Source organism: Streptomyces sp. NPDC002884, from assembly GCF_040295245.1.
In the GTDB taxonomy this organism is placed as follows: Bacteria; Actinomycetota; Actinomycetes; order Streptomycetales; family Streptomycetaceae; genus Streptomyces.
This window is the reverse complement of sequence record NZ_JBEOVB010000001.1, coordinates 363,127-380,479: the sequence shown is the minus strand read 5'-3', so window position 1 is coordinate 380,479 and position 17,353 is coordinate 363,127. Positions and strand designations below refer to the sequence as shown.

Annotated in this window: 15 protein-coding genes; 8 read left to right on the top strand and 7 right to left on the bottom strand. The window is 72.8% G+C overall.

Annotation, left to right across the window (positions count from 1 at the left end; all coding sequences use genetic code 11):
* Nucleotides 1-40 precede the first annotated feature (40 nt).
* Complete coding sequence (locus ABT070_RS01690) at nucleotides 41-1,474, bottom strand: DHA2 family efflux MFS transporter permease subunit (protein WP_351753153.1); 1,434 nt, start codon at nucleotides 1,472-1,474, stop codon at nucleotides 41-43.
* 85 nt (nucleotides 1,475-1,559) lie between these two features.
* Complete coding sequence (locus tag ABT070_RS01685; RefSeq protein ID WP_351753150.1) at nucleotides 1,560-2,408, bottom strand: NmrA family NAD(P)-binding protein; 849 nt, start codon at nucleotides 2,406-2,408, stop codon at nucleotides 1,560-1,562.
* A 228-nt stretch (nucleotides 2,409-2,636) separates the two neighbouring features.
* On the opposite strand from ABT070_RS01685, the gene ABT070_RS01680 reads away from it, so the two are divergent.
* From ABT070_RS01680 to ABT070_RS01670, 3 genes are all read left to right on the top strand, one after another.
* Nucleotides 2,637-3,302 (top strand): TetR/AcrR family transcriptional regulator, encoded by a 666-nt coding sequence (locus ABT070_RS01680; protein WP_351753148.1) that lies wholly within the window; start codon nucleotides 2,637-2,639, stop codon nucleotides 3,300-3,302.
* 247 nt (nucleotides 3,303-3,549) lie between these two features.
* Nucleotides 3,550-5,292, top strand: a complete 1,743-nt coding sequence (locus ABT070_RS01675; RefSeq protein WP_351753145.1) for an MFS transporter — start codon at nucleotides 3,550-3,552, stop codon at nucleotides 5,290-5,292.
* 228 nt (nucleotides 5,293-5,520) lie between these two features.
* Nucleotides 5,521-6,171 (top strand): class I SAM-dependent methyltransferase, encoded by a 651-nt coding sequence (locus ABT070_RS01670; protein ID WP_351753142.1) that lies wholly within the window; start codon nucleotides 5,521-5,523, stop codon nucleotides 6,169-6,171.
* Nucleotides 6,172-6,280: 109 nt separating this feature from the next.
* Here ABT070_RS01670 and ABT070_RS01665 read toward each other — a convergent pair whose 3' ends face one another.
* The 3 genes from ABT070_RS01665 to ABT070_RS01655 are packed head-to-tail and all read right to left on the bottom strand — an operon-like array spanning nucleotide 6,281 to nucleotide 9,973.
* Nucleotides 6,281-7,786: a hypothetical protein gene (locus ABT070_RS01665; RefSeq protein WP_351753140.1), complete on the bottom strand. Its 1,506-nt coding sequence runs from the start codon at nucleotides 7,784-7,786 to the stop codon at nucleotides 6,281-6,283.
* Between the two features lie 31 nt (nucleotides 7,787-7,817).
* Entirely contained in the window at nucleotides 7,818-8,450 is a 633-nt protein-coding gene (locus ABT070_RS01660) for a response regulator (protein WP_351754391.1), read from the bottom strand.
* Nucleotides 8,451-8,479: 29 nt separating this feature from the next.
* On the bottom strand, nucleotides 8,480-9,973 hold the full coding sequence (locus tag ABT070_RS01655) for a sensor histidine kinase (RefSeq protein ID WP_351753136.1): 1,494 nt from the start codon (nucleotides 9,971-9,973) through the stop codon (nucleotides 8,480-8,482).
* A gap of 343 nt (nucleotides 9,974-10,316) precedes the next feature.
* Between ABT070_RS01655 and chsH3 the strand changes: the two genes are divergently transcribed.
* From chsH3 to ABT070_RS01640, 3 genes are all read left to right on the top strand, one after another.
* The gene (chsH3, locus tag ABT070_RS01650) at nucleotides 10,317-11,174 is read left to right on the top strand and encodes an enoyl-CoA hydratase ChsH3 (RefSeq protein ID WP_351753133.1); all 858 of its coding nucleotides are present in this window, start codon (nucleotides 10,317-10,319) and stop codon (nucleotides 11,172-11,174) included.
* A 184-nt stretch (nucleotides 11,175-11,358) separates the two neighbouring features.
* Nucleotides 11,359-12,435 carry a Zn-dependent alcohol dehydrogenase gene (locus ABT070_RS01645; RefSeq protein ID WP_351753130.1) on the top strand — a complete coding sequence of 359 codons (1,077 nt, stop codon included), beginning with the start codon at nucleotides 11,359-11,361 and terminating at the stop codon, nucleotides 12,433-12,435.
* 15 nt (nucleotides 12,436-12,450) lie between these two features.
* On the top strand, nucleotides 12,451-13,398 hold the full coding sequence (locus tag ABT070_RS01640; protein ID WP_351753127.1) for a 3-oxoacyl-ACP reductase: 948 nt from the start codon (nucleotides 12,451-12,453) through the stop codon (nucleotides 13,396-13,398).
* 138 nt (nucleotides 13,399-13,536) lie between these two features.
* Here the strand turns inward: ABT070_RS01640 and ABT070_RS01635 are convergent, their stop codons facing one another.
* The gene (locus tag ABT070_RS01635) at nucleotides 13,537-13,719 is read right to left on the bottom strand and encodes a hypothetical protein (protein ID WP_351753124.1); all 183 of its coding nucleotides are present in this window, start codon (nucleotides 13,717-13,719) and stop codon (nucleotides 13,537-13,539) included.
* A gap of 97 nt (nucleotides 13,720-13,816) precedes the next feature.
* On the bottom strand, nucleotides 13,817-15,061 hold the full coding sequence (locus tag ABT070_RS01630; RefSeq protein WP_451099406.1) for a hypothetical protein: 1,245 nt from the start codon (nucleotides 15,059-15,061) through the stop codon (nucleotides 13,817-13,819).
* A gap of 640 nt (nucleotides 15,062-15,701) precedes the next feature.
* Between ABT070_RS01630 and ABT070_RS01625 the strand changes: the two genes are divergently transcribed.
* Nucleotides 15,702-16,580 carry a Nif3-like dinuclear metal center hexameric protein gene (locus ABT070_RS01625; protein ID WP_351753121.1) on the top strand — a complete coding sequence of 293 codons (879 nt, stop codon included), beginning with the start codon at nucleotides 15,702-15,704 and terminating at the stop codon, nucleotides 16,578-16,580.
* A complete protein-coding gene (locus ABT070_RS01620) occupies nucleotides 16,577-17,320 on the top strand; it encodes a zinc ribbon domain-containing protein (protein ID WP_351754388.1) in 744 nt (247 codons plus the stop codon). Before ABT070_RS01625 ends, ABT070_RS01620 begins: the two co-directional genes overlap by 4 nt.
* Nucleotides 17,321-17,353 lie beyond the last annotated feature (33 nt).

The window sequence follows — 17,353 nt, the reverse complement described above, 5'->3', positions numbered from 1 at the left end:
TCCGTTCTGCCGGCTCCGTTCGGCAGGTTCCGTTCGGGCGTCAGGGGGTGGGGGTCCGGCGGGGCAGCCACAGGAGCATCAGGGCCGCGCCCGCCAGCAGTACGCCCGTGCCGGTGCGGAAGGCCAGTGCGTATCCCTCCGTCAGCGCCTCAGGTGTCCCGCGGCCCGCCGTGCGCGCGGAGGCGATCGTCGACAGCACCGCCAGGCCCAGCGCGCCGCCCATCGTGCGGGAGGTGTTGACCAGGCCGGACACCAGACCCGCCTCGCCCGGCCCCGCGCCCGAGATGGCCAGCGAGGCGAGCGGGGTCGAGGCCACGCCCGCGCCCAGCATCATCAGGACGCCCGGCAGCATGATCCCGGTGACGTACCCGGCGTCCGCGCTCATCGTCGACTGCCAGGCGAACCCGGCCGCCGCGAGCAGCGTGCCCAGCGTGGCCACCGTGCGGGCCCCGGCCGCGCGCATGAAACGGGGGGCGAGTTTCGAGGCGACGACGACGGCCAGCGAGCTCGGCATCAGCGCCAGGCCCGCCTTCAGCGGGGTGTAGCCCAGCACGTTCTGCGCGTACAGCGTCATGAAGAACCACATGGAGAACATGGCCGAGCCGCTCACGAACATCGCCGCGTTCGCCGCCGACACCGCCCGCAGCCGGAACAGCCCGAGCGGCATCAACGGGTCCGCCGTCCGGGCCTCGACGGCGACGAACAGACCGATCGACGCGAGCCCGGCGGCCAACGGGACGAGCGTGGCCGGCGCCGTCCAGCCCTCGGCCTCCGTCCGTGAGATGCCGTACGCCAGCGTGGCGAGGCCGGCCGTGACCAGCAGTGCGCCCGGCAGGTCCGGGCGGCGGCCGTCGCCGGCCCGGCTCTCGGACAGCCACCACAGCGAGCCGGCCAGCAGCAGCACACCGACCGGGACGTTGATCAACAGGACCCAGCGCCAGGACATGAGGTCCACCAGCGCCCCGCCGACGAGTCCGCCCGCGGCCCCGCCACCCGCGCCGACCGCCGTCCAGGTGGCGATGGCCCGGGCCCGCGCGGCGCCCTCCGGCACGGCGGAGGTGACGATCGTCAGCGTCGCGGGCGCGAGGATCGCCGCGCCCAGACCCTGCACGGCCCGCGCGAGCAGCAGTTGCAGGCCGTCCTGCGCCAGACCGCCGGCCAGCGAGGCCAGCGTGAACAGGGCGAGGCCGGCGAGGAACATCCGCTTGCGGCCGTAGAGGTCGCCCGCCCGGCCGCCGAGCAGCATGAACCCGGCGAAGGCGATCGAGTACGCGTTCACCACCCAGTGCAGGCCGGGCGCGCTCATCGCGAGATCCGCCCGGATGGACGGCAGCGCCACGTTCACCACGGACATGTCGAGCACGACGAGGAACTGCCCGGCGCAGGCGAGTGCCACGAGCAGCCAGGCGGGAGCGGTGGTACGGCGGGATCTCCGGGCGCGGGTGGTGTCGGCGGTTTCCAGCATGGGCGTCATGGTCTCAACCCGGTTGCGCCCCTTGCATCGGGATTTCGACCTAGGGCGCGGGGCGGGTGCGGGGTCGTCCCGGGCCGTCTGCGGCTCAGGGGGCGGTGAAGTCGGTGAGGTGGTCGGTGGCCCAGACCGTGAAGGGCCGGGCGGGGTGGCCGGTGAGTTCCTCGACGGTGCGGGTGAGGGCGACGGGCCTGCCGTCCGTGGACGCCCACCACGCGAGGAGGGCGTCGGCGTAGACGGCGGGGATGTGCCCGTCCGTCTCCTTCCTCCACTCCTCGGCGGTGACGTGCTCGAACGCGATGGCGCGCCCGGTGACGGCGGCCAGCCGGTCGATCTGCTCGGCGAACGTCAGCGACTCGGGCCCGGTGAGGGTGAAGCGGCCGCCGCGGTGCCGGGGGTCGGTGAGGGCGGCGTGGGCGGCCTCGGCCAGGTCCGTCTCGTGGAGAGGGTCGGTGTGGGCGCCGGGGAAGGGCAGGCTGACGGGCCGTCCGGCCCTGACGGACCAGGCCCAGGACGCGGCGTTGGAGGCGAAGGAGCCCGGCCGCAGGAGGGTGGTGGGGATCGGGGAGGCGAGCAGCGCCCGCTCCACGGCCAGATGGGAGCCGGCCAGGGGGTCGTCCTTCGGCTCCGATCCGAGCGCGCCCAGGACGCTCGAGCTGGACAGCACCACGACATGGGTGACGCCGGCCCGGTGGGCGTGGTCGACGAACTCGGTGACGCGGGCGGGGTTCGCGTAGAGGAAGACGGAGGTGACGCCGGCCAGGGCTGCGGGGAAGGTCGAGGGGTCGGTGAGGTCGAGGGCGACCGCCTCGACGCCGGGCGGCGGGGTGAGGTCGGCGCGAGCGGCGGAGCCGACGCGCACGGGTGTGCCGTCGGCGTGCAGGAGGGCGACCAGACGGGTGGCGACCGCGCCGCGGCCGCCGGTGATCAGGATCATGACGGTTCCTTCGTTGGTCCTGGGCTGCGAACGATGTTCGTGGCGAACACTGTTCGTCAGACTCTGGTCGTGACCCTAGGGAACGAACACTGTTCGTGTCAAACGTTGTTCGTCACGCCCGTTGTTTGTCACGGCCGTTGTTCGTGCCGACCGGCGTTCGTGTGGACTGGCGTTCGTGCCGTCCGGCGTTCGTGTCGACCGGCGTTCGTTCCCGGTTACCCTCTCCCCGTGACCCCCGAGCCGATCAGCCGCCGCGCGCGCCCCGCCAAGGCCCCCCTCAGCCGCGAGGCGATCGTGCGTGCCGGGCTGGCCATCCTCGACCGCGACGGGCTGGACGCGCTGACCATGCGCCGCGTGGCCAAGGAGCTCGACACCGGACCGGCCTCGCTCTACGTCTATGTCGCCAACCGCGACGACCTGATGGCCGCGATGCTGGACGAGGCGCTCGCCCGGGTCCCGCTCACCGCGGAGGGCACCTGGCGGGAGCAGCTGCACGCCCTGGTCGCGGCGAGCGTCGAGGCCATGAGCAGGCACGAGGGGCTGGCGGCCGTCGCCCTCGGCGCGATCCCGACCGGCGCCAACGCCCTGCTCGTCCTCGACCGCATGCTCGCGCTGCTCAAGCAGGGCGGCCTCGACGACATCACCGCCGCCTGGGCCGTCGACCTGCTTCACCTTTACAGCGCCGCGGCCGCCGCCGAGCAGAGCGCCTACCTCACCAGGGGCGGCAAGGAGGAGGCCGTGGTGGCGGACGCCGACCGCCACTACGCGGCCCTGCCCGCCGACCGCTATCCGATGATCACCGCGCTGCGGCCGGCCCTGTTCTCGCCCGGCGACCGCGACACCTGGGGCCTGGACGTGCTGCTCAGCGGCATCCTCCAGACCCCCGCCCACTGACGCGCCCCGCTACACGCCCCGCTGACGCGCCCCGCTACGCGCGCACCGCTGAAGCGCCCCGCTGGCGGGCCGGGGGCCTCGCGGGCCTACCCGCGCCCGCCGGGGCCGGGCGGGCCGTCCCGCGGCCGCTTTCTTCAAGAGAAGATAAAGAAATCGTTAGTACGCCAAAGCATCGGAATAGTTGCCCATGCATACAGGTTCAGCCCCCACGTAACCCTCGAACAACCCGCCCCGGAGGCCCCACCCCATGACGCACACGACGACCGACCGGCCCACCCGCGAAGCGAGCGGAGCCGTCGTCCCGGTGCTCGCCTTCGCGGGCATCGTGGTCGCGGTGATGCAGACCCTGCTCGTCCCGGTCATCAAGGACCTGCCCCAGCTGCTGGGCACCGCGCCCAGCAACGCCACCTGGGTCCTGACCTCGACGCTGCTGTCGGGCGCCGTGGCCACCCCCATCATGGGCCGCCTGGGCGACCTGTACGGCAAGCGGCGCATGCTGATAGTCAGCCTCGCGGTGATGGTCGCCGGCGCGCTGGTCAGCGCCCTCACCAGCGACCTGATCACGATGATCGCCGGCCGCGCCCTCCAGGGCTTCGCGATGGGCGCGATCCCGCTCGGCATCGGCCTGATGCGGGACATGCTGCCGCGCGAGAAGCTCGGCTCGGCCATGGCCCTGATGAGCTCCTCGATCGGCGTCGGCGGCGGCCTCGCCCTGCCGCTCGCGGCCCTGATCGCCCAGCACGCCGACTGGCACGCCCTGTTCTACGGCGCCGCCGCCCTGGGTGTCCTCGCCATCGCCCTCACCCTCCTCGTCGTCCCCGAGTCCCCGGCGCGTGCCGAGGGCACCTTCGACGTCGTGGGCGCGATCGGCCTCTCCACCGGTCTGGTGCTCTTCCTGCTGCCGATCACCAAGGGCAGCGACTGGGGCTGGACCTCCGGCACGACCCTCGGCCTCTTCGCCGCCGCGGCCGTCGTCCTCGTCCTGTGGGGCGTGCTGGAGCTGCGGCTGAAGGCCCCGCTCGTCGACCTGCGCACCACGGCCCGCCCCGCCGTCCTCTTCACCAACCTCGCCTCGATCATGGTCGGCGTCTCGTTCTACGTCGTCTCCCTGGTCCTGCCGCAGCTGCTCCAGCTGCCGAAGGCCACCGGCTACGGCCTCGGCCAGTCGATGGTCGTCGCCGGTCTGCTCGTCGCGCCGCTCGGCCTGACGATGATGTTCACGGCGCCCGTCTACGCCAGGCTGTCCGCCAAGTACGGCCCCAAGTTCACCCTGATCCTCGGCATGCTGATCATCGCGATCGGCTACGGCGCCGGCCTCGGTCTGATGAGCGCCGCCTGGCAGAGCCTCGTCATCGCCGTCGTCCTCGGCGCCGGCATCGGCCTCGCGTACTCCTCCCTGCCCGCGCTGATCGTCGGCGCGGTCCCGGCCTCCGAGACCGGTGCGGCCAACGGCCTCAACACCCTGATGCGGTCCATCGGCACCTCGGTGTCCAGCGCCGTCATCGGCATGGTGCTGGCCAACACCGCGAACAACGTCGGCGGCGTCGCCGTACCGACCATGCACGGCTTCCGCGTCTCCTTCCTGATCGCCACGGCCGCCGTCGCGGTCGGCCTGCTCCTCGCCCTCTTCCTGCCCAGGCAGCAGCGCCCGTCGGCCGTGCCGCAGCTGCGCGCCAGCAGCGAGGAGGACGCCAACCTGAAGCACGCCGAGGAGGTCCTGCGGGGCTTCCGCGGCCGGGTCCTGGACGCCGACGGCGGCCCGGTCGCCCGCGCCAAGGTCACGCTCATCGACCGCCGGGGCCGTCAGGCCGGCGCCACGCTGTCCCAGGAGGACGGCAGTTACGCCCTCGCCGTGCCCGCCCAGGGGGCCTACGTCCTCGCCGCCAAGGCGGCCGGCCACGGCCCGCTGGCGAGCTCCGCGACCCACGCGGGCGACGAGCGTCCGGTCGACCTGGACCTGGCCCTGCCGGGCGAGACGGTCAACGCCTGACCCGCCTGACCCGCCTGACCCGCCTGACCTGCTTGACCCGTTTGACCCGCCTGCCTCGGGCCCACTCCGCCTGTCCCGGGCCAACCCCGCCGGGCCCGGCCCCGCGCACTGCGGGTGCCCCCGGCCCGTCGTTACCGCACCCCCTGTCGCCTCGGCGGCGGGGGGTGCGGCAGCATGGGCGGCCGTACGCACGGAGCACCCATAGGCACGTACCACCGGAGGACCCCCATGCCCGCGGCACCCAAGCCCGAGATCCTGGCCGCGTTCGAGGCGGCGAAGGGGTTCATGCCGGTCGACGAGGGACTCGCGCTGTACGCGGTCGCGGTCGAGGCGGGTGCGCTCGGGCTGCCGCTGCTCGAGGTCGGCACCTACTGCGGGCGCTCCACGATCCTGCTCGCGGACGCGGCCCGGCAGGCCGGGGTCAGCGCACTCACGCTCGACCACCACCGGGGCAGCGAGGAGCAGCAGCCGGGCTGGGAGTACCACGACCCGGAGACCGTCGACCCCGAAGTCGGTCTGATGGACACCCTGCCCACCTTCCGCCGGACCCTGCACCGCGCCGGCCTGGAGGAGCACGTGGTCGCGCTGGTCGGGCGTTCGCCGCGCATCGCCGCGTTCTGGAACTCGCCCCTCGGCCTCGTCTTCGTCGACGGCGGGCACACCGACGAGCACGCCACCTCCGACTACGAGGGCTGGGCGCCGCACGTCGCCGAGGGCGGTCTCCTCGTCATCCACGACGTGTTCCCCGACCCGGTCGACGAGTTCACCGGCCAGGCCCCCTACCGCGTCTACCTGCGCGCCCTGGACTCCGGGGCCTTCACCGAGGTCTCGGACACCGGCTCGCTGCGGGTGCTGCGCCGGACGGGCGCGGGCATCTAGGAAGCGGACGCGGACGCGGACGCGTTCGGGGCGGGAACGCGTCTCACGGCGGGGGCGCGCTCACGGCGGGCGCACCGACCACGGCGGCGCGCTCACGAGGAAGCGGCGTTCACGACGGATTCGCGTTCCGACGGCGACGGCGGTACACAGCGGCCAGGAGCAGCAGCACGACGGCCAGGACTCCCGCGGTCCACGCCCAGGGGTGACTGGAGAAGCGGTAGGGCGGGGCGGGCGAGGCGTCGAGCGGGATGACGGCGATGTCGTTGGCCGGCGTCCGGTCGAACGGGTTGTACGTGCGGATGGTGCCCTTCGCGCCCGGGACCTGCCGGTCGATGCGGATGTGGAAGTCGATCGCGGTCGTGCCCCCTTCGTGCCGCGCCTCGTAGAAGCTGTCGTAGCCGATCTCGCAGACGAACGCCCCGCCGGGCTTCTCAGGTCGCAGGCAGGCCCAGTTGCTGCCGTCTCCCTCGAAGACGTACGGGATCGAGGTGACCGTGGTGCCCTCCGGCGGGACCACCTCGAAACGGCCCTGCTCCTCGTCGCCCGACACCCGGCCGGGGCCGAGGTCCTCCAGCCCGAGCAGCACCTTCACGGTGTCGCCGACCCGGCCCCGCACGGTGGCGGTGACCGGTCGGTAGTCGACCTGCACGGTGGTGGTGATCCCGAGCCTGCCGTGACTGTCGTCGAAGTCCTGGGCCGCCGTGCGGACCAGGGTCAGCGGGGCGCCGGTGCCTCGTACGGTGTGGTCGGCGGGGCGGGCCGGGGGCGACGACCAGGTGTAGGTCACCTCGCCGGTCAGCGTCTTCGGCGCGGTGACCGTGGAGACCAGCGGGGCACTGGCGCGGTAGGCGGCGCCCGCCGCGGCCTTCGTGGGGAACGTGCACCAGGCGGAGGTGGGCGCGGGCCCCGCGTAGTAGCAGTTGCTGTGCAGGGCGGACAGCGTCAGTCCCTCCGACACGTTGACCTGAAGGGCGACGCCCTGCTTCGTGGGGAAGCGGGTGTTGTTGGCCAGCCGTGCGATCAGGTTCGCGGACTTCCCCGGCGCCAGCCCGCTCACGCCCTTCTCCTGCCCGGGCGCGCTCAGTGTCGGACCGCCGACGGTCATCCGGGTGGTGCCGGTGATGGTGGGCGCGTTGTCGGCGGTCGCGGTGTACGTCACCGTCCCGCTGTCGCCCGGCTCGACGCCGTCCACCCCGAGGAGGGGGAGCGGGGTGTAGCTCTCGCCGTCGCCGTTCTGCAGGTTGCCGTACTCGCACGTGTAGACCGCTCCCTCGGCCTTGCACATCTCCCTGTCGCCGAGCCGGGCGACGCCCTTCAGACCCGACGCGTCCACCACGACCCGGACGTTGCGGGCCGGTTCGCGGCCCTTGCTCGACTCGACGAAGACGGGGACGGCGAAGTCGTCGTTCGACGCCGTGGCCCCCTCGTCGGCGTTGTACATGACGTAGGTCTTCACGGTCTCGAACCGCATCACGACCTGCGCGGAGTCGTCGGCCGCGGCTGGCGCCACCGCCGTCGCGCACAGTGCCATGGCGAGCAGCGCGGTGGCGAACAGTGCCGCGACACCCGCCGCCGGCGCGGCCGGACGCCTGAGGATCCGTATCGGTAAGGACATGCGGGCACTATGCCAGCGGCGGTCCAGACCTCTACAGCCAGCCCTGCTGCCGAGCCTCCCGCATCGCCTCCATACGGTTGCGGGTACCCGTCTTGCCGATGGCGGAGGACAGGTAGTTGCGGACCGTGGACTCCGAGAGGTGCAGCCTGGCGGCGATGTCGGCGACGGTCGCGCCGTCCACGGAGGCCTTCAGGACGTCGCACTCGCGGGCGGTGAGCGGGTTCGGGCCGGCGCTGAGCGCGGCCGTGGCCAGTGCCGGGTCCACGACCGTCTCGCCGGCCAGCACCCGGCGGATCGCCGCCGCCAGCTCCTCCACCGGGCCGTCCTTGACCAGGAATCCCGAGGCTCCGGCCTCCATGGCCCGGCGCAGATAACCGGGCCGGCCGAACGTGGTCAGGATCAGCACCCGGCAGCCGGGCGCCTGGTCGCGCAGCTCGGCGGCCGCGTCCAGGCCGCTGATGCCGGGGAGTTCGATGTCGAGGAGCGCGACGTCCGGCCGGTGGAGAAGGGCCGCGTCCACGATCGCGTCCCCGGTGCCCACCTGCGCGACGACCTCGATGTCGGCCTCCAGGCCCAGCAGCAGGGCCAGCGCCCCGCGCATCATGCCCTGGTCCTCGGCGAGCAGCACTCTGATGGACTTGGTGGGGCGGTGGTCGCGGGGCATCTCGTTCACGGGCCAACCCGGCATCTCGGTCACGGGCCCAGGTTAGGGCCGACGGCCACGGACGGCACGGTGTCCGCCTGCGCCGCGGGGGACCGCACCCCTTCCGGTCCGGTGCCGGCGCGAGTGCCGGCGTGGGTGTCGGTGTCGGTGCCCGCCCGCGACAGCGGGAGTTCCACCGGCAGTTCCGCCGTGACCGTGAAGCCGCCGTGCGGTCCCGGCCCCGCTGTCAGGGTGCCGCCCGCCGCCGCCAGGCGTTCGCGCAGGCCGGTGAGTCCGCTGCCGCCGCCCGGCGCGCAGCGACTGTCGCCGCCCGTGTCGTCACTGCCGCAGTCGCCGCCACCACAGTCGCTGCCTCCTCCGTTGCCACTACCTCCTCCTCCGCTGCTGCTGCTGCTGCTGCCGCTGCCGCTGCCGCTGCCGCCGCCGTCGTCCGTCACCGTCAGGCGGACCCGCTCCGGGGTGCCCGAGACCGTGATTCCGCAGTGGCTCGCGTCGCTGTGCCGGACGACGTTGGTGACCGCCTCGCGCACCACCCAGCCCAACAGGGCCGAGGTCTTCGGATCCGGCGGCGGCCCCGACCGGCTCACCGACGGTTCGACGCCCGCCGCCGTCAGTGCCGAGCGGGCCCGGTCCAGCTCGCCGGCCAGGCTTCCCTCGCGGTAGCCGGTGACCGCCTCACGGATCTCGGTCAGCGCCTGACGGCCCACCGCCTCGATGTCGGTGACCTGGGAGAGGGCCGCGTCCATGTCGCGCGGCGCCAGCCGCCGGGCCGCCTCCGACTTCACCACGATCACCGACAGGGTGTGGCCGAGCAGGTCGTGCAGATCGCGGGAGAAACGCAGCCGCTCCTCCTCCACCGCCCGGCGGGCGAGTTCCTCACGGGCGGCGCGCAGCTCCCGTACGGCTTCGGAGAGGGAGAGGATCGCGGCCGTCACCATCGTCGATATCCAGGTGGCGTAGGCGATGGTGAGGCCGCCCCAGCCGTCGCGGACACAGGCGACCGCGCCCGCCAGGACGGCGACGGCGGTACCGATGGTCCGTAGCTCGGAGCCGCGCAGTACCGCGCCCGTCGCGAGGCCGAACAGCGGCAGGAAGAGCAGCCAGCTGCCGCCGTAGCCGAGGGCGAGTCCGCAGGTCACGAGGCCCAGCAGCACCAGCGCCACCCGCGTCGAGGTCGCCTCGCGGGCCTCCTTCACGAAGGCGCGGAACGCGACGTAGATGTAGAGCGAGTTGAACGTCAGCAGGCCCAGGCCGCCGATCCACGGGTTCGCCTCGCCCTGGAAGAGGTTCGAGCACGCGCCCATCCCCATCAGCAGCCAGGGCAGCAGGGAGAAGCCGTTGGCCGGCGGACCCGGGTCCTCGGGAACCTGCCCGGCCCGGCGGGCGCCGCGGTGCTCGGCCCCGGAGCACTCCTTGTCCGCTCCCCGGTGCCGCAGGTGCTCCCGTGCCGCGCCGAACGTCGAGCGCCAGGCGGCCCGGCGGCAGGCCGCTGCGCGGCGCCGGTCCTCGAATGACCTGGTCATATGTCCGTCCCCCGTTTCTGCGTGTCCACGATCCACGCTCGGCGGTGTGCCTGTCTTCGACGCTACGTTTCCGGGCCCGCTCGCGGCAGTGCGGGATGTACGCAGTCGGGCAGGACAAATGTCATCGCCTCCCGTTTCTGACATGCCGTCAGGTGTCTTCACAACTTCCGGGGCCTGGGCTATACAGGGGGTCGCCGCACTGGAACGCGTTCTAGATCCGCTCTGGGTCGGGCGGGTTCCGCGGCCGCGTGACGGCCTCGGTGCGGCCGATCGGTGCGGACGGCCGTGCCGAGGTCTCTGAACGATGCGATCGACCCGATCGATCCGAGCGATCAGGAGCTCCATGCCCATCGACGCAGCCAAGGCGCTCGCCGCCGAACCCCGGACCGGCGAGATCACCTGGGACCGCCGGGACGTCCAGCTGTACCACCTCGGCATCGGCGCGGGCGTCCCGGCCACCGACCCCGACGAACTGCGCTACACGCTGGAGTCCCGGCTCCACGTGCTGCCGAGCTTCGCCACCGTCGCGGGCTCCGGCTCGCCCGGCGTGATCAGCGGACTGTCCATGCCCGGTGTCGACGTCGACCTCGCCCGCGTGCTGCACGGCGGTCAGCGCCTGGAGATCCACCGTCCCCTCCCGGTGACGGGCCGGGCGATCGCCACCGGACGCATCGCCGCCGTGTACGACAAGGGCAAGGCCGCCGTCCTCGTCATGCGCACCGAGGTCGCCGACGCGGACGGGCCGCTGTGGACCAACGACGCCCAGATCTTCGTCCGCGGAGAAGGCGGCTGGGGCGGCGACCGGGGCCCCTCCGCCCGGCTCGAACCGCCCGCCGGTGAGCCCGACAAGGTGGTCGAGCGGACCGTCCGCGAGGAGCAGGCCCTGCTCTACCGTCTCTCCGGCGACTACAACCCGCTGCACGCCGACCCCGAGTTCGCGAAACTCGCCGGGTTCGACCGGCCCATCCTGCACGGCCTGTGCACCTACGGCATCACGCTCAAGGCGGTCGTCGACACGCTGCTCGACGGCGACGTGAGCCGGGTGCGCGTCTACTCCACGCGGTTCGCCGGGGTGGTGTTCCCGGGAGAGACCCTGCGCATCCGCATGTGGCGCGGAGACGGCGTCGTCCGGGTGGCCGTGAGCGCCGTGCAACGGGCCGACGCACCCGTCCTCGCCGACACGCTCGTCGAACACTCCTGAACCACCGCCCACCACCCACCACCCGCACCGCCCACATCACCTACCACTCACATCACCTCCAGCAGCGGCTGAGTGCACCGCAGCCGGGTTCACCACAGCGGAGGTCACCGCGACCACGTTCACCGCAGCTGAATTCACCTCCAGAACCGCCCAGCATCCGAGGGGACCCGAGGGGAGCCGCACCATGCGCGCAGCCGTACTGCACGAGATCGGCCAGGACAAGCTGGAGGTCCTCGACGACGTCGAGGCGGTGGGCTTCGGCCCCGGACGGGTCAGGATCCGGGTACGGGCCACGGGTCTGTGCCACTCGGACCTGTCCGCGATGGGCGGGGTGCTCCCGCAGCCCGCGCCCTTCGTGCCCGGTCACGAGGGTGCGGGCGAGGTCCTGGAGGTGGGGGAGGGCGTCACCCGGGTGAAGCCCGGTGACCGCGTCGTCGTCTGCTGGCTGCCGGCCTGCGGGGCGTGTCCCGCGTGCAAGCGCGGCCAGACCGAACTGTGCCTGGCCGGGTTCATGAACGCGGGCACCCCCAACTTCCGCCGCCCCGGCGGAGACGTCTTCGGCTTCGCCGGCACCGGAACCTTCGCCGAGGAGGTCGTGGTCGACGCGGGCTGCGCGGTCCCGATCCCCGACGACGTCCCCTTCGACATCGCCGCGCTCATCGGCTGCGGAGTGACCACCGGCCTGGGCGCCGCCCTCAACACGGCCGACGTGGAAGCCGGTTCGTCGGTCGCCGTCATCGGCTGCGGAGGCGTCGGCATCTCCGCGATCCAGGGCGCGCGGCTCAAGGGCGCCGCCGAGATCGTCGCCGTCGACCCGGTCGCCTCGCGGCGCGAGGCCGCCCTCGTGTTCGGCGCCACGAAGGCCGTCTCACCGGAGGAACTGCCCGGCGCGAAGCAACTGGTCACCGGCGGCGAGGGGTTCGACTACGTCTTCGAGGTCGTCGGCCGCTCCGCCACCGCCCGCACCGCGTACGACAACACCCGGCGCGGCGGCACCCTCGTCGTCGTCGGCGCGGGCGCCCTGGACGACTTCCTCCAGCTCAACATGTTCGAGCTGTTCTTCGACGAGAAGCGGATCCTGCCCTCGATGTACGGCGGCGGGGACGTCCTGCGCTCCTACGAGCGCACGATCGCCCTGTGGCGGGCGGGCCGGATCGACCTGTCCGGCCTGATCACCCACCGCGTGCCGCTCGCCGAGATCAACGAGGCGCTGGACCAGATGCGTACCGGGGCCGCGCTCCGTACGTGCATAGAGATCTGAGGGGTGGTCGTCCGGATGGCACTGCCACTTGAGGGGCTGGCCGCGATCGTCACCGGTGCCGGGCGCGGGCTCGGCCGGGCCGAGGCGCTGGAGCTGGCGAGGCTGGGCGCGGCCGTCGTCGTCAACGACTACGGTCAGCCCGGCCGGGACGGGTCGGGCGAGGCGTCGGCCGGCCCCGCCGAGGAGGTGGCGCGGGAGATCCGGTCGGCCGGCGGCACCGCGCTCGCCCACACCGGAGACGTCGCCGACTTCCAACAGGCCCGTGAACTGGTCGAGTTGACGATCAGCGAATTCGGCAAGCTGGACGTGCTGGTCAACAACGCGGGCATCCTGCGCGACCGCATGGTCTTCTCGATGGCCGAGGACGAGTGGGACGCGGTCGTCAGGGTCCACCTCAAGGGGCACTTCAACACGACCCGCTTCGCCGCCGCCCACTGGCGCGACCGGTCCAAGGCGGCGGGCGGTCCGGTGTACGGGCGGATCGTGAACACCTCCTCGGAGGCGTTCCTGGCGGGCTCGGCCGGACAGCCCAACTACGCGGCGGCCAAGGGGGGAGTCGTCGGGCTGACGACGTCCACGGCGCTCGCGCTCGCCAAGTACGGGGTGACGGCCAACGCCATCTGCCCACGTGCCCGTACCCGGATGACGGAGGACGTCTTCGCCGGGTTCGCGCAGCCGGACGAGGGCGGCCTCGACCCGCTCGCGCCCGAGCATGTGGCCCCGCTGGTCGGCTACCTGGCCTCGCCGGCCGCCGCCCTGATCAACGGACAGCTGCTCGTCGCGCACGGCGGCATGGTCGCCGTCGTCGAACGGCCGCGGGTACGCGCGAAGTTCGACAGCAAGGAGGACGTGTTCGGCTTCGAGGAGCTGGACGCCGTCCTCGGCGCGCACTTCGCGGACCGCCCCCGGGGAGAGACGTTCGCCGCGGCGGAGGTGCTGGGACTACGGCGAGGGCAGGAGTAGGGCGGGAGCAGGAGCAGGAGCAGGAGCAGGAGCAGGAGCAGGACAGGGAAGGGCAGGGAATGGCAGGGGCATAGTGCGTGAGAAAGGGGCTCCGGTCGTCCATCGACGACCGGAGCCCCTTCGGTGTACGGCGTACCGTCAGACAGTTGCCTCGGCCCAGTTGTCGGCCCAGCTGTCGGCCCTGTTCTCGGCCGGCTTGCGGTGCCGGCCGTGTGGGGCCGAGTCACCGTCCTGGGACGAGACCGGGCCCCGGTGCCGGCCGTGTCCGGCCGTCTCCTGGGAGTCGGCGGACAGCGGCTGCCTGGTGCTTGCGTCGCTCATCGGAAGAATTCACCCCGTCAACATGATCTTTCTTTACAGCCGGACGATTTTATCCGGCCCACCGAGGGGCTGATCCAGGCGGCCACGCCAACCGCTGCTAGTTCGTTACAAGTCGGCCGAGCGGAGCCTGCTGAAGGGGGACCGGACGGGGGGTGGCGGGCACCGGCCTCGGCGGTTCCGTGAGCGCCGAGGCTTCTTCGGGCGGCGACGACGACGGTGTCGACGAAGACGGTCCGGTGACCGGTGCCGTCAGCGGCGCCACCCCGCACGGCTCCGCCTCCGTGGCGTACGGCAGCCGGAGAACACCCTCCGGTGTCCACAGCCCACTGCCCGCCAACCACCCGTCGGGCGCCCGGAGTTGATGCAGTCGGCGATCGGCCGGACGCCATACGCCCACCCAGGTGCCGAAGGGGCTGTCGATGCGGAGCGCCACCGCGCAGGCCTCGGGGACCAGCGCCTGGCCCGGCTGGCTCGCGAAGGGGGTGAGAACGAGGTCCGGCGGGTGCAGGGACTCGGGGAAGCGGACCGGCAGCGTGCTGCCGAGGACTCCCCAGCCCAGGCGGGCCTCGCCCGGCGAGGGCGCGTCCGAGCGGATGAGCAGCAGGCCGCTGTCGGGGTCGGCGAGCAGCAGGCGGTCGTCGCTGTCGGCGGCGATCTGCAACAGGGGAGACACCTCGCCGTCGCGCTCCAGGTCCACGACGATCGTCTTGGTGCGGCCGCCGACCTCCCGGTCCAGCGCGAGCATGCGGCCCGTACGGTCCAGCCAGACGCCGCCCGAGCAGCGGCCGGGGATCTCGGCGAGGTACTCGGGGCCGAAGGTGCCGCCCGCGACCAGCCACACGGTGGTCGTGCGGCGGCCGACGGCGAGGGCGTACGCGCGTTCGCCGCAGGGGGCCGGGGGGAGCAGGTGCAGCCGGGTGCCCTCGTCCGGGCACTCGACGGCGCCCAGCTGCAGCTCGCCCGTGCCGGGGCCGGTCGGATACAGCAGCGAGAAGGCGTGCCGGCCCTCGATCGGCCGCCGGATCAGGACCCGGCCGTCGGCCATCGGCTGCACCTCGGTGCCGGGCTCCTCCGGTTGGTTGCCGGGCAGCGGCACGGCATACGGCTCGGGGCCGTCCAGGGTCCAGCGCTCGGGAAACCAGGAATCACCGGCCCGCGCGAGCCGGGCGGCGTAGCCCCCGCCTGCCGTGATCACACAGTCCGCGACCGTGACCCCGGGATCCGTCCCCCTCCCGGGATCCGTCCCACTGCCGGGATCCGCCCCCCTCCCGGGATCCGTCCCGCTCTCGGGGTGGGCCCTGAGTACGGGGTGGGCTCTGAGTACGGGGTGCGTCCTGAGCACGGGGTCGGTCTCGCTTCCGTCCCCGGCCACGATCACGAGGTCGGTCTCGGTTCCGCGGCCGACCGTGATCGTGTGCTCCGGCGGGGCTACGGGATCCGTCGTGATCCGGTGGCCCACCGCGATCCCATGGTCCGTCGGGATCCCACGGTTCTCCGTGATCGCGCAGTCCTCGGGGATCACTGGAGCCGCCGCGATCATGTGGTCAGCCGCGACCGCGTGGTCAGCCGCGACCGAGTGATCGTCCGCGACCGCGTGATGGGCCGTGATCACGGGATCGGCCGTGGTCACACCGCTCGCGTGCTCCTCCGCGTGTTCCTCCGCGTGCTGCTCCACGTACGGCGTGGGCTCGGCGGCGCCGTCCTCGGGGTCGTCCCCGTTCGCGGCGGTGGGCTCGATCGCACAGGCCGGCATCGTCATCGTTCGGTCACCTCCGGCGACGAAACTAGTTTTCGTACGCACGGACGTGGGACCGCCGGACGGCCTTCTTCCCTCATAAGTGTGGCGCAGAAGCGATTCGCCTGAGGGTGGTGGGTGGCGTGTGCATCGGCCTCCCGCCCACTCCCGGCCGGCGACCGCGGTGGCCGTGGCGGCATCGGCGGCACGGGTACGGGCCGGTGAGACGGCCAGGTAGCCTTTCCCCGTGCCCCGTCTGTCTGAAGTCATCGCCGCGCTGGAGAACCTGTGGCCCGCCGAGCGGGCCGAGTCCTGGGACGCGGTCGGCACGGTCGTGGGCGACCCCGAGCAGGAGGTCTCCCGGGTTCTGTTCGCCGTCGATCCCGTCCAGGAGATCGTCGAGGAAGCCGTGCGGCTCGGAGCCGGTCTGCTCGTCACCCATCATCCGCTGTATCTGCGCGGGACGACGACCGTCGCGGCCTCCACCTTCAAGGGCCGCGTCGTGCACACCCTCATCAAGAACGACATCGCCCTGCACGTCGCGCACACCAACGCCGACACCGCCGATCCCGGCGTGAGCGACGCCCTCGCCGGCGCTCTCGACCTGCGGGTCGTACGTCCGCTCGTGCCGGATCCCAGCGACCCCGAGGGGCGACGCGGCCTCGGGCGCGTCTGCGAGCTCGACCACCCGCTCACCGTCCGCGAGTTCGCCGCCCGCGCCGCCGAGTGCCTGCCCGCCACCGCGCAGGGCATCCGGGCGGCGGGGGACCCTGAGGCACTCGTACGGACCGTCGCCGTCAGCGGCGGCTCCGGGGACAGCCTGTTCGACCACGTCCGCGCCTCCGGCGTCGACGCCTTCCTCACCGCGGACCTGCGCCACCACCCGGCGTCGGAGTTCATCGCGGACCGCGCCCACGGCGCCGCCCACTCACCTCTCGCGCTGCTCGACGCGGCGCACTGGGCCACCGAATGGCCCTGGTGCGAGCTGGCCGCCACCCAGCTCGACGAGATCTCCGACCGGCGGGGGTGGGGCCTGCGGGTCCATGTCTCCCGTACGGTCACCGACCCCTGGACGGCCCACGCGGCGTCCAACGCCACCTCTAGCTCAATGGGAGCCCCCAACTGAACGCCGCGCCCGCCGACCAGATCCGACTCCTCGACGTCCAGGCCCTCGACGCCCGTCTTCAGCAGCTCGCGCACAAGCGGAGGTCCCTGCCCGAGTACGCCGAGATCGAGTCGCTGAACAAGGACCTCACGCAGCTGCGCGACCTCCTCGTCGCGGCGCAGACCGAGGAGAGCGACACCGCCCGCGAGCAGACCAAGGCCGAGCAGGACGTCGACCAGGTCCGTCAGCGCGCCGCCCGCGACCAGCAGCGGCTCGACTCCGGGGCCGTCACCTCCTCCAAGGACCTGGAGAACCTCCAGAAGGAGATCGTCTCCCTCGCCAAGCGCCAGGGCGACCTCGAGGACATCGTCCTGGAGGTCATGGAGCGCCGAGAGAGCGCGCAGGAGCGGGCCGCCGAGCTGACCGAGCGGGTCGGCTCCGTCCAGGGGAAGATCGACGACGCCGTCGCGCGCCGGGACGCGGCCCTGGAGGAGTTCGACGGCGAGTCCGCCACCGTCACCAAGGAGCGCGAGGTCATCGCGGCCACCGTGCCCGCCGACCTGCTCAAGCTGTACGAGAAGCTGCGCGAGCAGCAGGGTGGCGTCGGCGCGGCCAGGCTCTACCAGCGGACCTGCCAGGGCTGCCGCCAGGAGCTCGCCATCACCGAGCTGGCCGAGATCCGCAAGGCACCGTCCGACACGGTCGTACGGTGCGAGAACTGCCGTCGCATCCTCGTGCGTACGTCCGAGTCCGGCCTGTAGCCGGTAGCCGGTAGCCGGTAGTGAGTAGTCAGT

Bases quoted from the DNA above. Each gene is read 5' to 3' on its own strand.
- ABT070_RS01690 (WP_351753153.1), bottom strand. From the start codon at position 1,474: ATGACGCCCATGCTGGAAACCGCCGACACCACCCGCGCCCGGAGATCC.
- ABT070_RS01685 (WP_351753150.1), bottom strand. From the start codon at position 2,408: ATGATCCTGATCACCGGCGGCCGCGGCGCGGTCGCCACCCGTCTGGTC.
- ABT070_RS01675 (WP_351753145.1), top strand. From the start codon at position 3,550: ATGACGCACACGACGACCGACCGGCCCACCCGCGAAGCGAGCGGAGCC.
- ABT070_RS01670 (WP_351753142.1), top strand. From the start codon at position 5,521: ATGCCCGCGGCACCCAAGCCCGAGATCCTGGCCGCGTTCGAGGCGGCG.
- ABT070_RS01665 (WP_351753140.1), bottom strand. From the start codon at position 7,786: ATGTCCTTACCGATACGGATCCTCAGGCGTCCGGCCGCGCCGGCGGCG.
- ABT070_RS01660 (WP_351754391.1), bottom strand. From the start codon at position 8,450: ATGCCCCGCGACCACCGCCCCACCAAGTCCATCAGAGTGCTGCTCGCC.
- ABT070_RS01655 (WP_351753136.1), bottom strand. From the start codon at position 9,973: ATGACCAGGTCATTCGAGGACCGGCGCCGCGCAGCGGCCTGCCGCCGG.
- chsH3 (WP_351753133.1), top strand. From the start codon at position 10,317: ATGCCCATCGACGCAGCCAAGGCGCTCGCCGCCGAACCCCGGACCGGC.
- ABT070_RS01645 (WP_351753130.1), top strand. From the start codon at position 11,359: ATGCGCGCAGCCGTACTGCACGAGATCGGCCAGGACAAGCTGGAGGTC.
- ABT070_RS01640 (WP_351753127.1), top strand. From the start codon at position 12,451: ATGGCACTGCCACTTGAGGGGCTGGCCGCGATCGTCACCGGTGCCGGG.
- ABT070_RS01635 (WP_351753124.1), bottom strand. From the start codon at position 13,719: ATGAGCGACGCAAGCACCAGGCAGCCGCTGTCCGCCGACTCCCAGGAG.